The sequence below is a fragment of the Hallella colorans genome, from assembly GCF_003096815.1.
GTDB lineage: Bacteria > Bacteroidota > Bacteroidia > Bacteroidales > Bacteroidaceae > Prevotella > Prevotella colorans.
Window position 1 is genome coordinate 15,896 of record NZ_QENY01000009.1, and the last position, 15,788, is coordinate 31,683.

Here is a 15,788-nt window from a genome sequence, read left to right on the forward strand (position 1 = left end):
ATTGGCTATTCTCCACGAGTGGCTTCGCGAGCCAGCAGGGTAAACACCCCGTCCATAGTTTCTTGCCCATAGGTTTGTTTTAGTTCGAGTGGCGTGCCATGAGCTCTAATTTTTCCATCCACCATGATAGATATCCGGTCACAGTATTCAGCCTCGTCCATATAGTGTGTGGTTACAAACACTGTGATGCCGCGTGCTGCCGCATCATAGATAAGTTTCCAAAACTGCCGACGTGTAGCTGGGTCCACGCCACCCGTTGGCTCATCGAGAAACACCACGTCAGGTTCATGGAAAATGCTGACCGAGAATGCTATTTTTTGTTTCCAGCCCAAAGGCAACGATTTGACCAGCGAGTTGCGATGCTTTTCAAAATTCAGCCGTCGGAGCATCTCGTCCATTTTTCTTGAGATATCGTCAGCGTGCATGCCGTATATGCCCCCAAAGAGTTTTATATTCTGTGCCACAGTCATGTCTTCGTATAGCGAGAAGCGCTGGCTCATGTATCCAATGCACTTCTTGATTTGTTCAGATTGTCGTCTGATGTCAAATCCTGCCACTGTGCCCGTTCCTTGGGTTGGCTTGCTAAGCCCTGTCAGCATGTGCATGGCTGTGGTTTTTCCTGCGCCATTTGCACCCAAAAATCCAAAGATCTCACCTCTACGCACGGAAAATGATATGTCGTCTACAGCGTGGAACGATCCGAAGGCCTTAACCAAATGGTCCACCTTTATCACATCATCTTCATTTTGCGCTTGATTCGTTGTTACATGTTGAACGTGTTGCAAACCCGGTGGGTTGAAAATATCTGCAAACTGGGTTAAAATAGCGTCGGGCGTATCAATGGCCCTTATTTTGCCTTGGTCTAAAAAGGCCACTCGGTCACAACATCTTATCTCGTCTATATAGGGTGTGGCGGCCACAATGGTGATGTTTCTTTGTTTCAAAGATTTCAGCATTTGCCAAAGTTCTTTCCTTGAAACAGGATCCACACCCGTTGTTGGCTCGTCAAGAAAAAGCACAACGGGTTGATGAATCAATGCGCAAGACAGAGCCAATTTTTGTTTCATGCCCCCTGACAGGGCGCCAGCCTTTCTTTTTTTGAAAGGTTCTATTTGGGTGTAAATAGCTTTTATCCCATCGTATCCAGCCTTGACCGTGGTGCCAAACAGGTCTGCAAAAAAATTGAGGTTTTCTTCTACCGTCAAGTCTTGGTACAGCGAGAATTTCCCAGGCATATAGCCTACGCGTTGCCTGATAGCCTTATATTGTCTCACTACATCGTAGCCATTGATACGTGCGTTGCCCGAATCTGGAAGCAAGAGCGTTGCCATGATACGAAATAGAGTGGTTTTGCCTGCGCCGTCAGGACCAATCAATCCAAAAATTTCGCCTTGGTTGACACATATTGAAACATCGTCGAGGGCTTGAACAGCGCCGTAACGCTTGCTTACATGGTTTATATCTATTGCGTTCATCAATGATTATATGTTCATTCCGCCATACATGCCAATCTTGATGCGACCGTCATTTTTCACAGCTATCTTAACGGCGTACACTTGGTCAGCCCGTTCATCGTCTGTCAAGACAGTTTTTGGGGTGAACTCTGAGCGTGGCGAGATCCATACCACTTTGCCCGTATATTCTTGGCGTTGGTTGTCGCCGTAGTCGCTAAACACTTTCACCTGTTGCCCTATCTTTATTTTTCCTAACTGGCGGTTGGTGATATAAGCTCGCAAAAAAACATTCTTGGTATCGGCGACCTTAAATAGGGGCTTGCCTATTGTGGCAAACTCGCCCTGCTCTGCATACTTTTCCAATACAGTGCCAGATATGGGCGATGATATGTGGCACTTCTTAAGCTGATCCAAAATTTGATATTTTTGTATCTCGTTCGCACTTATTTGTGAGTTGAGGGTACGGTTGTTGCTATTTAGGGATGATAGCTTGGCGTCAAGTTCGCGTTTCAACACGTTGACAGCAGATGTAGCGTCGTCAAGCTGTTTGCGGTTGGCAGCTCCATTGTTGACCAATGTCTCAAAACGTTTCTGTTCTTTTTCGGCATTTGTTATTTGCTGTCTGAGAGCGGCTATTTGTGTGTTGATATTAGGTTTCTGGTTGGCGATGGAGGCTGTGCTTGCACCTATCTGTCGAGCTTTTAACGCCAACTGAACTGTGTCAATAAGGCCTACCTGCTCATCTTTGCCGATGGTAGATCCCTCTGTGACATTGAGTTGCATCAGCCTGCCATTTTGTTCGGCAGAGACTATGATCTCTGTGGCCTCAAAAATGCCAGTGGCTTCGTATGGATTTTCTTTGGATGTGCAGGCTGACAGTAGTGCCGCAATGCTTATGATTGCTATTTTTCTCGTTTTCATGTCAGTTGTTGTTGATATGCTTGAGTTGATAAATTGCTTGCAAAAGTTGAATCTCGTGTATGGATTTTTGTTGCCGTGCCTCGCTCACGGCATTTACGTCGCGCAGCATCTCATTGACGGTCTCAATGCCATTTTGTACCTTTGTCATGGCTATGCGGTGTATATTTTCACGTAATTGGATTATACTGTCGTCTTGTTTTATTTTTTGGCGCAGGTCATCTATACCACCTATTGCAGCCTCATTTTGAATGCGCATGTTAAAAAGAAAGGTCTCTCGTTCCTTGTCCACGATTTGTTTTTTTATGCCAAGGTTTCTTAAATCATTTTTTCGCGTGTAAAAAGGTGAGATTTTCCATGTCAAGGTAATGCCTCCTGCCACCATGCCCGGGTTCATCATATCCATCACTTTGTTGTGGTACATGGCCATAACAAATGCGCTTAGGGTGGGTATGAGCTTGGTGTCAAGGGCTTTGCGCTGTGTGTCGAGCAATTGTTGTTGGGCCAAATAATATGACATCTCTGGTCGTTGCGTTGCGTCACCCATTGACGGTATAGCTGTGGTGGGCTTGACAAGATGGGTGTTTTGGTCCACATCTTTGCCAATAAACAGGCCAAGCATGCGGGCATAGGCTTTTCGAGAGGTGCGAAGGCTACCTTCCTGCTGTATCGCGCGCAGTTGCTCCACCTTTACATTATCTATGTCAGACTGGTTGGCCACCCCACCATTCATCATGGCTTGCACTGTGCTGAGGCTCAAGTCAAGATCGCTCTGCATGATTTTCATCTGCTTAAGCTGCTCATCTATCATTAAAATGCTAAAGAACAGCTCGTCCACACGACTATTGATATCGTACAAACGCACGCTCAATTGATTTTTATTCACATTAGTCTGTGCCATCTCCACTTTCTTTCTCGCGCACACTGCGCCCCCGTCATAAACCAATTGGTTGACCTGAAGGCTGCCGTTTAGCAAGTAGTTTTTCATGTCGCCCATGCCCATCGCGTCCATTTGTGGCGTTTGCTTGATAGGGTCTGTGAAGCCGTTGGCACCAAAACTAAACTTCACCTCGGGCAGAAAAGCTTTCACGGCATTAGATAAAGTGTACGTTTGGCTTTGCTGTATCAAGTCATATTGTTTGATCAAAGGATATTGAGCTCGAGCCAACTCGTGGCATCGCTCCAAAGTAAGCTGTGCGAAACATGGCGTGATGATGAGCGATAGCAAAAGTATAGACAATGTTTGTTTCATGTGATCCACGTTTAGTCGTGCTTGCAAAGTTAAAAAAAAGATTTATTTTTTTATTATTTCTTTGATATTTAATGTTTTGCAGATTAAAAATACTTACTTATCGCTATGGGTCGTTTATTGTAAGATGCCGCTGCACGAAACAATTTTTTTTGTCACGACAGCAAATAATGGCTGATATCTTTTCACGATATAGCAGCTATTGGAAGTTTTTTAGCTTTTAAAAAAAGCATTCCTAAACATGAGTATAGAGTTTTTTCCCCAAGAAGAGGATGTTATATAGACAGACTGGCAAAATGTCAAAAGAGGGTAATAAAAGTGGGATGTGAAAATCTTTTTTGTTGGAAACAAAGAGTCTAAGATGTCATCTTATATTCATACATAGTGAAATATAAGCTGTGAATGGCAGATGTTGAAAATAGTTTAATTCATGGTTTAAGAGCCGCATATTTCAGAAACTTTGACCGTTTGGCATGAAATACGCCTAAATTTGGAGATTTTGCAACATTGTGTCATTCAGCACTTTGCGGGTGTGTCATTTTCTATGCGTGAATGACCGTTGCTTGGTAGTGCCGTGATTAAGCCCTAATCATCGTGCAATGAGTGCTTAAAGGCAAGACCATTAGTGATTATTTGCGTCGTGTTTAAGTGTTAAACGAAAGGCGAATGGTACTTAAATGCAACCCCGAAACTTGAACAAGGCACATAGCTTGAATATTTCTAACTCAAAACGTGCCTAATCGTTGGTTTCGCTTTAAGAACTTAACGAAAAATTATTGACCATTTTTTAGGACAAATATGGGATAAACCTTCTAACAATTAAGTTGCGATTTTGCGCATGAATATACATTAGTTGTCGTGCCATGCGTCTTATTTAGGTGATGGGTAGTTGTATTTGTAGCGGTCGGGATATACCGTCCGAGTGTTGGGATACCAGTTTTTCTCCACCGAAACCTCTATGGAGAGCGTGGGGTTGGGAGTCCATCTCACTGTCGCGCCCAATTTGTCGCCCAACCCATTGTACATTGATGGCAGCATGCCGTATAATCCACGCCCCCAATAATAACCACAGCCCGCAAGACCATCGTTCACGATAGATTTTTGGCCATAGATGTATCCAGCCCAATGTTCGTCAAACTGATAGCCCAATTGGCCATACAGTCCGCCTGAGGTGTAGCTGTTTCCATTCCAGTTAATATGGTCGAGATAGCCACCTGCGGCCACCCACGCCCGTTTGCCCAAAGGCTGTAGCCAAGTGGCATTGATGTTTTGCGCGAGGCCGGCGCCGCTTGGCGCGCGCTTGCCGAACATGGCAAAAGCGCTCAAACTTAGGCTCACGTTGAGTCCTTGGTGCATGCCACCATAAAGATAGTGATAGGGCCATGATACGGGATAGACGCGGGGGGCGCAAGAAGGGCTTGAGCAAGGCTTGCGTTTGCAATGGAGAGAGTCTGCCACGGTGGTTCCGATCGTGCTTGTGCCCTGACAGCTGGTCAAGTCATGCGGCTCTTTTGCCGTGGGCACAGCTGCCTGAACATGTGGCGACGCTACCTGTGGCACCATGCCCATGGGTGGGGCAAGCGTGGCCTTCGAGCTCATGGCCATGCCGGGCTTCATGGTGTTGAGGGTGGAAAGCTTGTCTTGCTGGGCATGCCCCAATGTGACTGCAATGAGGCACCACGCCATAACATAATATCTTTTGATGTTCATGTTCTTAATTTTTGATAGCGGCTTGCGAGAGCGATATGTTGTCGCAAATATACAGAAAGTTGTTGATAGCGATGTGTCGGTTTAGTTTTTTTATTATACTTTTGTATAAAAATCGCTAAAACGATACCGTAGCTCGTGCCACATTGGTTAACTTTGTAACGATTCTAAAAAACATGTACGTGTATGAAAAAACAATTAACGGTTTTGTTGTTGGCACTCATTCTTGCTAATTCTGCCAACGCCCAAGTGTACAAGGACATTAAGCAGACACCCAAAGAGCGTTTGAACACACTGTTGAGAGATATAAAGCGTGGTATACAAAAAACCGGTGACAGTCTCAATGAATTATTAGGTTACGACAGTAGTCGTGATAAAACATTGGTGGAGATAGATGGCGTGATGTACATGCCGGTGTACACCACCAACCGTTTCACGGCAGACTCCACGGGAATGTATGTGGCGTGCCGAGCCGATTTTATGCGTCGATACAGCCATGCGAATGTCATCTCGACTGTCATTCCACAAGAGACATGGGACGAGACAGTCATCAAGGATAACAAAAAGGTTGTGATGTATAAGCGCAGTGTATGGTGCTATGTGTTGGCCAAGGATGGTGAGGATGGCTATATAAACGCCCGATACGCGTTCAAGCAACTGCGAAAGCCCGGACAGAAATGGCTGACACCTGAGGGTTATTGGCCTAAATTTGAGCGCGCGGACGCCATTCCTAACGCTCATTACAAAAAATTGAAAAAACAATAAAAACTAATGAACTTCTTGAGAAAACTTTTTGGCAACGACAACATGACTGCCGAAGAGGCTGAGCGAGAACGCCAAGCCAAAGAATTTGACGTGCTGAAATATGATGGCGTGGCTGCGTTGCACCAAAATGCGCTGCCTTATGCCGTCAAGTGTCTCACCCATGCGCTCGAAATAAAAGATGACGCTGAGACGCGCGACTATCTTGCGCAAGCATTGATTAGAAGCAACAATATGGAGGCCGCGTATGAGCAGCTAAGCCGTTTGGCCTCTCTTGAGCCTGACAATGTGCGTATCTGGCTGCGCATGGCAGACGTGGCTTACATGATGGAAAACTATGATGCCATGACAGATGCATGCGAGAAAGCTATCGGGATAGATAGCGAGAACGCCATAGCCAACTATTCTTACGCGCGTGCGTATATAGGAAAGGATAGGTGCGCCGATGCCATCGGCTATCTCACCAAGGCTATCAGCGTGTCTGAAGACAACCCCTTTTGGGAGGCTTGCCTGCTTCGGGGGCAAACCTATCTGAAGATGGGTAATATCGAGCAAGCCTCTAAAGACGCCGACAACATGCTACAACAGCTTGGTGACAACGAGGACGCACTGCTGCTCAAGGCGCGTTGCGTGACCGCGGAGGATGACAAGACGGCGGCTATGAGCTATTATGGCAGAGTTATAGATGCAAACCCATTTTGTGCCGAGGCTTACGAGAAGAGAGCTACCCTAAGAGAAATGACGGGTGATAACACTGGGGCGCAAGCTGATAGAGATGCCTTGGCGGAGCTGGTCGCCCATAACAGACCGGACGAAAACAAGCAGGAATGATGGCATGAAGGCCAACTTGCGCGACGTCTTTTGTTTCTGCCAGTCTGCCATCATGACGCAAAAGACTTGTGGGCTGCACGAATGATAAGAGATCGTGAAATGGCCGTAGAGGAGATAAGATCGTGATGGCAATAAAAAAGAGAAGAATAAATAGAAAAGGAGCCGTTCGATCTTCGACTACCTACCTTAAAATAAAAATAGGATATGGAATTAACATCTTTGAATTTGCCCTGTGACAGGGAGCGTCCCTTTGTTTTGGCGGGGCCGTGCAGCGCCGAGACAGAGGAGCAGGTGATGGCCACGGCCAAGCAATTGAGAGATAAAGGTTGCCACATGTTTCGTGCGGGCGTGTGGAAACCACGTACCAAGCCCGGAGGATTTGAGGGCAATGGCGAGCTGGCTTTGCCTTGGCTCAAGCGCGTGAAAGAGGAGACGGGCATGCTTGTGGCTACTGAGGTGGCCAAGCCAGAGCATGTGGAGCTTTGCCTGAAATATGGCATTGATATTCTTTGGATAGGCGCTCGCACGGCCGCCAATCCTTTTGGCATGCAAGATGTGGCCGACAGCCTGCGAGGGGTCGACGTGCCGGTGTTGGTGAAAAACCCAGTCAACCCTGACTTGGAGTTATGGATTGGGGCTTTGGAACGGCTCTATCAGGTAGGAGTGAAGCGCATGGCGGCCATACATCGGGGATTTTCCAGTTACGAAAAAAAAATTTATCGCAACCTGCCCATGTGGCAAATACCAATGGAATTGCATCGCCGCATACCCAACTTGCCACTTATCTGCGACCCCAGCCATATCGGGGGGCGGCGTGAACTGATAGCGCCGCTGTGCCAACAAGCCATGGACATGGGTTTTGATGGGCTTATCATAGAGAGCCATTGCAATCCGGATGAGGCATGGACCGATGCAAGCCAGCAAGTAACGCCTGATGTGCTCAATTGCATTTTAGACCTTCTTGTGGTGCGCAGCGAGACTGACGGCACGGAGGACATCAAGCTGCTGAGGCGCCAAATAGATGAGTATGATAACCAGATTTTGGAGCTATTGGCCGAGCGAATGCGTGTATGCAGAGAGATAGGAAAATATAAGAAAGAACAAAATATGACGGTCTTCCAACCCCATCGCTATGGCGAGATATTGGAAAAGCGGGGTGCGCAGGCCATGTCAAGTGGATTGGACGCTGAAAATGTAGCCAAAATTTTTGAAATTATCCATCAAGAAAGCGTAAGGCAACAATTGGAGATAATTAACCAATAAAACGCTTGATGTGGACGCGCGGGCAAGGCCTACGGTCTTTGCCATTGCGTTTGTCCAACATTTTAATATTCATTCGCATTGCGTTTATGGCTCAAACATAGCATGTTTTGATACTAATCGCATGGCCATTGAGCCCTAATCGCCATGCGAATAATATCCAATGGCCACGCGTTGAAAACAATATTTCGGTAAAATATCTCATTTGTCTTGTTTTTTCAATATAATTGTGATAGTGTTTTTCGTTTGAACGGATACCACGCTTAATGGGAGTGGTTAATATAAAAATATTTGATTTTTTTGTCGAAACATTTGCATGGTTGCTATATTTTTGGTAATTTTGCACGCTGAATCAGGACGTTATGCGTCTGGTCATAAATATGTTAAGCTTTTAAAATAGTTGAATGAAGAAAGGCAATATGAAGAATCAGTATCGCGTGAATGGACAGATACATGTCCGCGAGGTTCGCGTGGTCAGTGACAATGGTGCAGAAGTGATGCCAACTCGCCAAGCGTTAGACTTGGCTCGGCAGCAAGGCGTAGACCTTGTAGAGATATCTCCTAACGCCCAGCCACCTGTTTGCAGAATCATCGACTATAGCAAATTCCTTTATCAGCAGAAAAAGCGACAAAAGGAAATGAAGCAAAAACAGACCAAGGTTGAGGTTAAGGAGATTAGATTCGGACCTCAGACCGATGATCATGATTATAATTTCAAGTTGAAACACGCCAAAGGGTTCTTGGAAGAGGGTAACAAAGTGCGTGCCTATGTTTTTTTTAGAGGTCGTTCCATCTTGTTCAAAGAACAGGGAGAGGTGCTGTTGCTACGTTTTGCTAACGACTTGGAGGAGTATGCCAAAGTGGAGCAGTTGCCTAAACTTGAGGGCAAAAAGATGTTCCTCTACCTTGCGCCGAAAAAGGTTAGCGTCGTGAAACAGAGCCAACAAAAAAGAGACAGATTGGCCGCTGAGCAGGCCGCCAAGGAAAAAATCAAGGCAGAGGTTGCTGAGAGCGCCTCGAGAAACGGTTTGTTAGACAATGCCAAGGGAGGCGAGAGCTTGAAAAATCTCATAAACGAGGATCAAAATCCTGATCGCGAAGAGTGACAATGAAGCAAAAACTGAGTGGAAGCGCCAGGTATATGCGTAGCCACCTTTTATTGATAACAATTTAAATTAACAAAAAATGCCAAAAGTAAAGACTAATTCCGGTGCTAAGAAGAGATTTAGTTTCACCGGTACAGGTAAGATTAAACGCAAGCATGCTTACCACAGTCACATTCTGACTAAGAAGACTAAGAAACAAAAAAGGAATCTTGTGAAATCAACATTGGTTGACAGCACAAACTTGAAGCAGGTACGCGACTTGCTCCGTCTCCGTTAATTATTAACTTTTTAGTCGAACGTTTAAAGAAGGAAAATTATGCCAAGATCAGTTAATCATGTTGCTTCAAGAGCAAAAAGAAAAAGAATTCTGAAGCTCACTAAAGGTTATTATGGAGCTCGCAAGAATGTCTGGACGGTAGCCAAGAACACCTGGGAGAAGGGTTTGACCTATGCTTACCGTGACCGTAAAAATAAGAAACGCAATTTCCGTGCGCTTTGGATACAACGTATCAATGCCGCCGCGCGCATTCATGACATGAGCTACAGCCAGTTGATGGGCGTCCTGCACAAGGAGGGAATTCAAATTAACCGTAAGGTTCTAGCCGACCTCGCTATGAACAATCCCGAGGCTTTCAAGGCAATCGTGGACAAGGTGAAATAGTCTGCCACGCAAAAAAATAATAAAGCGAGCGCCGCGAACGGCGCTCGCTTTTTTTGTGGCGTTTCGTTTCGCCATCGCCATCGTCCGGGGCGAGCCGACTTGTCTTGGATGGTGGCGAACGAAAAAAAGAATATCCGCCAGTCGTGTCGCGCTCAATGCAAACACGCTGACGGATAGTTGATATTATCAGGAAGCCCTTATTTAAATGTTAGTTCGCTTTTACCGGGAGCTTTGCCAATGGAAATGGTGTGCCCCGGTTTAATATCTCCTGAGAGTATACGCTCGCAAAGGCCGTCCTCTATATATGTTTGAATGGCTCTCTTGAGTGGACGGGCTCCAAATTGAATATCATATCCCTTGGTGGCCACAAAATCTTTGGCCTTCTCTGATATCTGAACGTTATAGCCTAAATCGTTGATACGCTTGATGAGGCCGCGCAGCTCGATGTTGATAATCTGCTTGATAGCGCCCAAATCAAGTTGGTCGAATGTGATAATTTCATCCAGCCGGTTGAGAAATTCGGGCGAGAACTGCTTGTTCAAACTTTTTTGAATGACCGAGCGGGCGTATTCTTTATTGGCCTCGCTCATGTCCGTGGCATTGTCTATACCGCCTGCGTTAAACCCAACGCCACGGCCGAACTCTTTCAGTTGGCGAGTGCCAGCGTTGGAGGTCATGATGATGACAGTGTTGCGAAAGTCCACGGTGCGTCCGTTTCCGTCGGTCAGCCTGCCCTCGTCCAGCGCTTGCAGCAACAAGTTGAAGACATTGCCGTGCGCTTTTTCTATCTCATCGAGCAGCACGATGGAGTAGGGGCGCCGACGCACTTGCTCCGTGAGCTGTCCGCCTTCTTCGTACCCTACATAGCCGGGAGGCGCTCCTACCAGCCTCGACACGTTGAAGCTCTCTGTGTACTCGCTCATGTCAATGCGAATAAGCGCGTCTTCAGAGCCAAACATGTTTTCTGCCAATTTCTTTGCTAAATATGTTTTGCCAACTCCTGTCGGGCCAAGAAACATGAACGCGCCGATGGGATGGTTGGGCGAGCGAAGCCCGACACGGTTGCGCTGAATGGCTTTTACCATTTTTTCGATGGCTCTGTCCTGCCCTATGACATCTTTCTTGAGAGTGTCGCCCATTTTCACCAAGCGTTCACTCTCGGTTTGCGCCATGCGCTGAAGGGGTACACCTGTCATCATTGAAACCACGTCTGCCACCTCCTTGTCTGTCACCACCTGTCGTGTGTCAGCGTCGTCTTGTCTCCATTGCTGTTGCATGTCTTGCAACTTCTGTTCCATTTGAGTCTGCTTGTCACGAAAACTGGCGGCCAACTCAAAATTCTGACTGTTTACCGCTTGGTGCTTCTTGGCTTTGACACTCTCTATCTCTTTTTCAATTTCGATAATCTCCTTTGGCACCTCTGCGTGCTGCAAATGCACTCTTGCCCCCACCTCGTCCATTGCGTCAATGGCCTTGTCCGGGAAAAATCTGTCGGTGACGTAGCGTTCCGTGAGCTTGACGCATGCGTTGATGGCATCCTCTGTATAGGTGACATGGTGGTGTTCCTCGTACCTGCTTTTGATGTTCATGAGGATTTGGAGAGTCTCTTCTTTTGTGGTGGGCTCCACAAGCACTTTTTGGAAACGTCGCTCCAACGCGCCATCTTTCTCAATGGAGTTTCTAAACTCGTCGAGCGTGGTGGCTCCTATGCACTGAATGGCGCCGCGCGCTAACGCTGGTTTCATAATGTTGGCGGCATCCATGCTCCCCGGGGTGGACCCGGCGCCGACAAGTGTGTGTATCTCATCGATGAAGACTATGACATCCTTGTTCTGCTCCAATTCTTTCAGGAGCGCGCGTATTCGCTCTTCAAACTGCCCCCTGTACTTGGTTCCGGCCACTATTGCGGTCATGTCAAGGCTCACAACACGGCGGTTAAACAGCATCGGGGAAGTGCGGCGCTTGGATATCAGCTGAGCCAACCCCTCTACGATGGCGCTTTTTCCTACGCCGGGCTCACCTATTAATATTGGGTTGTTCTTCTTGCGGCGACACAAAATCTCTATCACCCGTTGTATCTCCTTTTCGCGTCCGACTACGGGGTCGAGCTTGCCTTGGGTAGCGGCGAGCGTCAAGTCGGTGGAAAAATTATCCAAAACAGGTGTGCTGCTCTTGCCTTGAGACTGAGCGGTGGCGGTAGCGTGCCGTTTGTATCCACTTTGTTGGCTCTCCATGTTGGAGTCTTCGAAATCTTCCTCTTCCTCGTCAGGCAGGTCCAATCCGTCTGTCATGGGTTTCTTTTGTAACAATTGGAACATCTTCTCGTAAGTCAAGTTGTTTTCCTCCAGCACCTCTTTGGCTCCATTATCCAAGTTGTCGTGCAATATGGCAAGTAGCAAATGCTGAACGTCTACCGTTTGGGTATGCAAGATTCTCGCTTCGATCACGGCTAATTTCAATATGTTGCTGGCGTGGTCGTTTAGCAAAATGTCTCTTGTTTGAACGGTCATGTGTTGCTGGCTATCGCGTAAGCGTTCTTCCAGTTGGTATTTGATGTTGGGAACGCTGATAGCCAACCTTTCGAAAAGATCAGTCACTGGGCCTTCCTTTTCTCTGAGCATACCCAGCAAAAGGTGTTCTGGCCCAACAAAACCGCTGGTCAGGCGCGCTGCCTCTTCTCTGCTAAAAGCAAGTATCTCTGATATTTTGGGCGAAAATTGACTGGTCATATTTGGTTTATCCTTTCTCTAATTCTTACTTAATGAGTACTGTTTTTCCTATGAACGTGCAAGTACCGTGCCAAAAATATATTTTTCTTCCCACTCGTATAAATGTTATGATGTTGTGATTTAGGTTCGTTGGCATTTACAGTCCACATATATCCCGGTATGGGCAGCAGGCGCATCGATTGCCGTCCTCGGTCGGGGTGAACGGAATATCCGTGTTAAAAATCTCTCCAAGGAGCAATTTCAGCCTCTCCATGAACTCTTCGTATTTGGCGTCAATGTCGTCTATCACTTCGTATTTTTTGTTTCCGACGTTGAATTTCAGGGTTGGGTCGTAGTTGCTTGAGCTTGCCTGTCGTATGAAGAAGAGCGCGGGCGCCACTGGATGTCGCCCCTTGTTGATAATCTTTTGACTTTCGTTTCCATGGCGCACGATGCACGCGTACAAGAAGGCTTGCAGATAGTAGGTCGTGTGTTTTGAGTCTACATATGCTGGGTTGAAGATGTCTTCCACGCATGATGGCAATGCTCCCAGCGGCGTTCCTGTTTTGTAATCCACCACGCGAATGACGGCTTGGCCGTTTTTTTCTAACTGATCTATGCGGTCAATTCTGCCGCCAAGTCTTATGCGCCTATCCGATCCTTGCGCGCGAAATGTCATTTTGTCATAGAAATCGCCCTCCAATGACAGTATGTTAAATGGTGAAAGCTCCTTGTCAAGCGTTAAAAGTCGCTCTATGTAAAAGCTCACAACCTTTTTGTTTATGCGTTGCAACCCATTGTATTCAGGGTCGAAACTTGGCTTGTTTACCTTGAACAGCTCGTCCCTGAACGCTTGGTTCAAGTGTCGTTCCATGCGTGGTTTGTTTGCCAATAGGCTTGAAATGCCATCCTTGGTCAAGGTTTTTTTGCCGTTGTCAGACAAGTCTTTGTAAATCAATTCGGCTGTCCTGTGGAAAAGGTTGCCAAACATCACGTTGTCGATTTGGTCCGCGTTATCCTCTCTCTCTTCCCTTAGCTGGCATATATTGTAGTAGAAAAATTGCAATTGGCATCTCAAATAGCGATTGATGTCTGATGGGGAGAGGTGCTCTATGGCATCGAGGATGGCACTGGTCGCGCCGTCTTTGTCTATGGCCTTGCGCTGAACGAGTGTCGCGCTTTGGCCAGATTTCAGAGTCTTGCGGTGAATGTCGTGGCGCCCTTTGTCCTCCACCATGAGCTGGAGCATGAACCTGCTCATCTCACTTTGGCGCCCGTCTTCCGTGGAGTTGTTGTAAGTGAAGGTCACGTCGCGCGCTCTTTGCAGCAGCGAGTAAAAGTAGTAGGCGTAGATAGCCACCTTGTTTTCCACGGTCGTGAGTTCGTAGCCCGCCCGGATGGAGTGTGGGATGAAAGACGTGTCGTTCACGTTTTTGGGTAAGTTGCCCTCGTTGCACGACAGCAGCAGCACATGGTCAAAGTCCAAGTTGCGTGTCTCGAGCACGCCCATCACCTGTATTCCAAGTAGCGGCTCGCCGTGAAATGGTATCGTGGCGCTTTGTATCACCTGCGTGATGAGCCGTTGGAGTATGAGCGTGGAAACTATTTGCTTGCCGCTTTTTTCGTCTATGTTCCCATAGGTCATGCCCATTTCCGGGGTGCAAGGCACCATGATCTCGTTCAGCCGATTGATAATCGTGTACATTCTGAAAACCGATTCCTGCGTCAATGGGTCGGCTTCGTCTTTGGCCCCCATGCCCACGCGCTTGAGAATGTTGGCAATCCATGGCAGCAATGGCAGCCTGCCATCGTCTGGCTCCATCTCCGCGAACAGTTCCGCCATTGCCTCGTCATAGCCATTTGTCAATTCTTTCCTGCTCGGGTAGTAGGTATGCGCGCTTGCCAATTTGGTTGCGAGAATGGTGCAGTCGGCGGATATATATTTGGCATAGGGGTGTCTCAGCGTTTTGACGACATGTCTCAACAGGTATTTGTCCGTGTTTTTGACGGTCCCTTTCAGCTGTAGGTTTATCAACGTCTGCACCAACGTGCTCACCGGCGAGACCGACAGTGGGTAGCCGGTAGTGATGTTTACGTTCTCCACCTCGTCTGGCAGGCAGTGTATGACGGTTTTCAACAAGCGCTCGTCTCCCAGCACTATTGCCGTGCGCGCGCCGTCCTTGATGCGGTCGCCCTGCCTCAACCATTCGGCCACATAGCGCGCTTGGATATTCTCTGTGGGCGCCGAGATATATGATATGTCTTTCGGGGCGTCCATGTTGTGGTATATATCCTCGTGGACCAGCCCGCGAGAAATGCGCTGTCGCGATAGCTCGTTGGGGAATTTCTCCATGTATTGGGTCACGAATTTTCCTGCCTCGTTGTTTTTTTCCGCGTAGTAGCTGTCATAATCCCAATAAAACTCCGCTCGCCCCTCGTCCCTTAACCGGCTGAAGAGACGTTGCTCCACCTTTTGAAGCAAGTTGAACCCCACAAAAATATAATGCTTGTGCTGAAAATCAATGGTCTCTTTCTCCACGACTTGCCTGTATAGCATGCCTTCGTACGCGTAGCCCTCCCCCATCAATTTTTCTCGATAGGCGCGGTAAATGTCGGCCAAATGTCGCCAAATGTCATTAAAACGACGTTGCATTTCCGTTTCGTCGAGCACCTTGCCAAAGAATTTTTCCAAGCTCTCCCGCTGTTTCTCGCTCAAGAACGAGAAGTCTTTCAATTCTTGCCACGCCTCAAGATTGATAAACATTTTCTCGGCGTCAGCCATGTTTTTGTCCACGTCGTCAAAATCAGACAGCAGCAATTGCCCCCACGAGTAGAAGTGATCCAATGGCTCGTCAGACCCCATCACCTCGCAAAATGTGTTGTACAATTTGAAAACCAACGATATTTGGTCGGGCACCTGCCATTCAGAGTGACGACGAAAAAGGTCGCTTATGGTGATGTAAGCGGGGCTCCAAAGAGGTTTTCCCAGCTCATCGTATAACGCTTGGTTCATGAACAGCGAGGCCCGCTTGTTGGGAAACACGATCGCTATGTCGCTCAGTCCCTCCGGGTGCTTGGCCAGTATGTCCTTGGCCACGTATTGTAAAAAAGATTTCATCATCCAGTTCTTAT

Annotated in this window: 12 protein-coding genes; 6 read left to right on the forward strand and 6 right to left on the reverse strand. The window is 47.3% G+C overall.

The genetic code is table 11. From position 1 onward, the window contains the following. Positions 1-5: 5 nt before the first annotated feature. The 4 genes from C7379_RS05840 to C7379_RS05855 form a co-directional block, all read right to left on the reverse strand. The gene (locus C7379_RS05840; RefSeq protein ID WP_116616436.1) at positions 6-1,475 is read right to left on the reverse strand and encodes an ATP-binding cassette domain-containing protein; all 1,470 of its coding nucleotides are present in this window, start codon (positions 1,473-1,475) and stop codon (positions 6-8) included. A 6-nt stretch (positions 1,476-1,481) separates the two neighbouring features. Next, positions 1,482-2,375, reverse strand: coding sequence for an HlyD family secretion protein (locus C7379_RS05845; RefSeq protein ID WP_116616437.1), 894 nt, complete (start codon positions 2,373-2,375; stop codon positions 1,482-1,484). Position 2,376: 1 nt separating this feature from the next. Continuing rightward, positions 2,377-3,624, reverse strand: coding sequence for a TolC family protein (locus tag C7379_RS05850; RefSeq protein WP_116616438.1), 1,248 nt, complete (start codon positions 3,622-3,624; stop codon positions 2,377-2,379). Positions 3,625-4,491: 867 nt separating this feature from the next. After that, positions 4,492-5,331, reverse strand: coding sequence for a hypothetical protein (locus tag C7379_RS05855; RefSeq protein ID WP_116616439.1), 840 nt, complete (start codon positions 5,329-5,331; stop codon positions 4,492-4,494). Positions 5,332-5,514: 183 nt separating this feature from the next. Between C7379_RS05855 and C7379_RS05860 the strand changes: the two genes are divergently transcribed. From C7379_RS05860 to rplT, 6 genes are all read left to right on the forward strand, one after another. Then, entirely contained in the window at positions 5,515-6,093 is a 579-nt protein-coding gene (locus C7379_RS05860) for a hypothetical protein (RefSeq protein ID WP_116616440.1), read from the forward strand. A gap of 6 nt (positions 6,094-6,099) precedes the next feature. Then, positions 6,100-6,921: a tetratricopeptide repeat protein gene (locus tag C7379_RS05865; protein ID WP_116616441.1), complete on the forward strand. Its 822-nt coding sequence runs from the start codon at positions 6,100-6,102 to the stop codon at positions 6,919-6,921. A 204-nt stretch (positions 6,922-7,125) separates the two neighbouring features. Beyond that, entirely contained in the window at positions 7,126-8,184 is a 1,059-nt protein-coding gene (locus tag C7379_RS05870) for a bifunctional 3-deoxy-7-phosphoheptulonate synthase/chorismate mutase type II (protein WP_116616442.1), read from the forward strand. A gap of 401 nt (positions 8,185-8,585) precedes the next feature. Next, complete coding sequence (gene infC / locus C7379_RS05875; protein WP_116616443.1) at positions 8,586-9,287, forward strand: translation initiation factor IF-3; 702 nt, start codon at positions 8,586-8,588, stop codon at positions 9,285-9,287. Between the two features lie 79 nt (positions 9,288-9,366). Further along, positions 9,367-9,564, forward strand: coding sequence for a 50S ribosomal protein L35 (gene rpmI / locus C7379_RS05880; protein WP_116616444.1), 198 nt, complete (start codon positions 9,367-9,369; stop codon positions 9,562-9,564). Positions 9,565-9,603: 39 nt separating this feature from the next. Beyond that, the gene (gene rplT / locus C7379_RS05885; protein ID WP_116616445.1) at positions 9,604-9,948 is read left to right on the forward strand and encodes a 50S ribosomal protein L20; all 345 of its coding nucleotides are present in this window, start codon (positions 9,604-9,606) and stop codon (positions 9,946-9,948) included. A gap of 197 nt (positions 9,949-10,145) precedes the next feature. Here the strand turns inward: rplT and C7379_RS05890 are convergent, their stop codons facing one another. Further along, complete coding sequence (locus C7379_RS05890) at positions 10,146-12,677, reverse strand: ATP-dependent Clp protease ATP-binding subunit (protein WP_116616446.1); 2,532 nt, start codon at positions 12,675-12,677, stop codon at positions 10,146-10,148. Positions 12,678-12,813: 136 nt separating this feature from the next. After that, complete coding sequence (locus C7379_RS05895) at positions 12,814-15,774, reverse strand: PD-(D/E)XK nuclease family protein (protein WP_116616501.1); 2,961 nt, start codon at positions 15,772-15,774, stop codon at positions 12,814-12,816. Between the last annotated feature and the right edge of the window lie 14 nt (positions 15,775-15,788).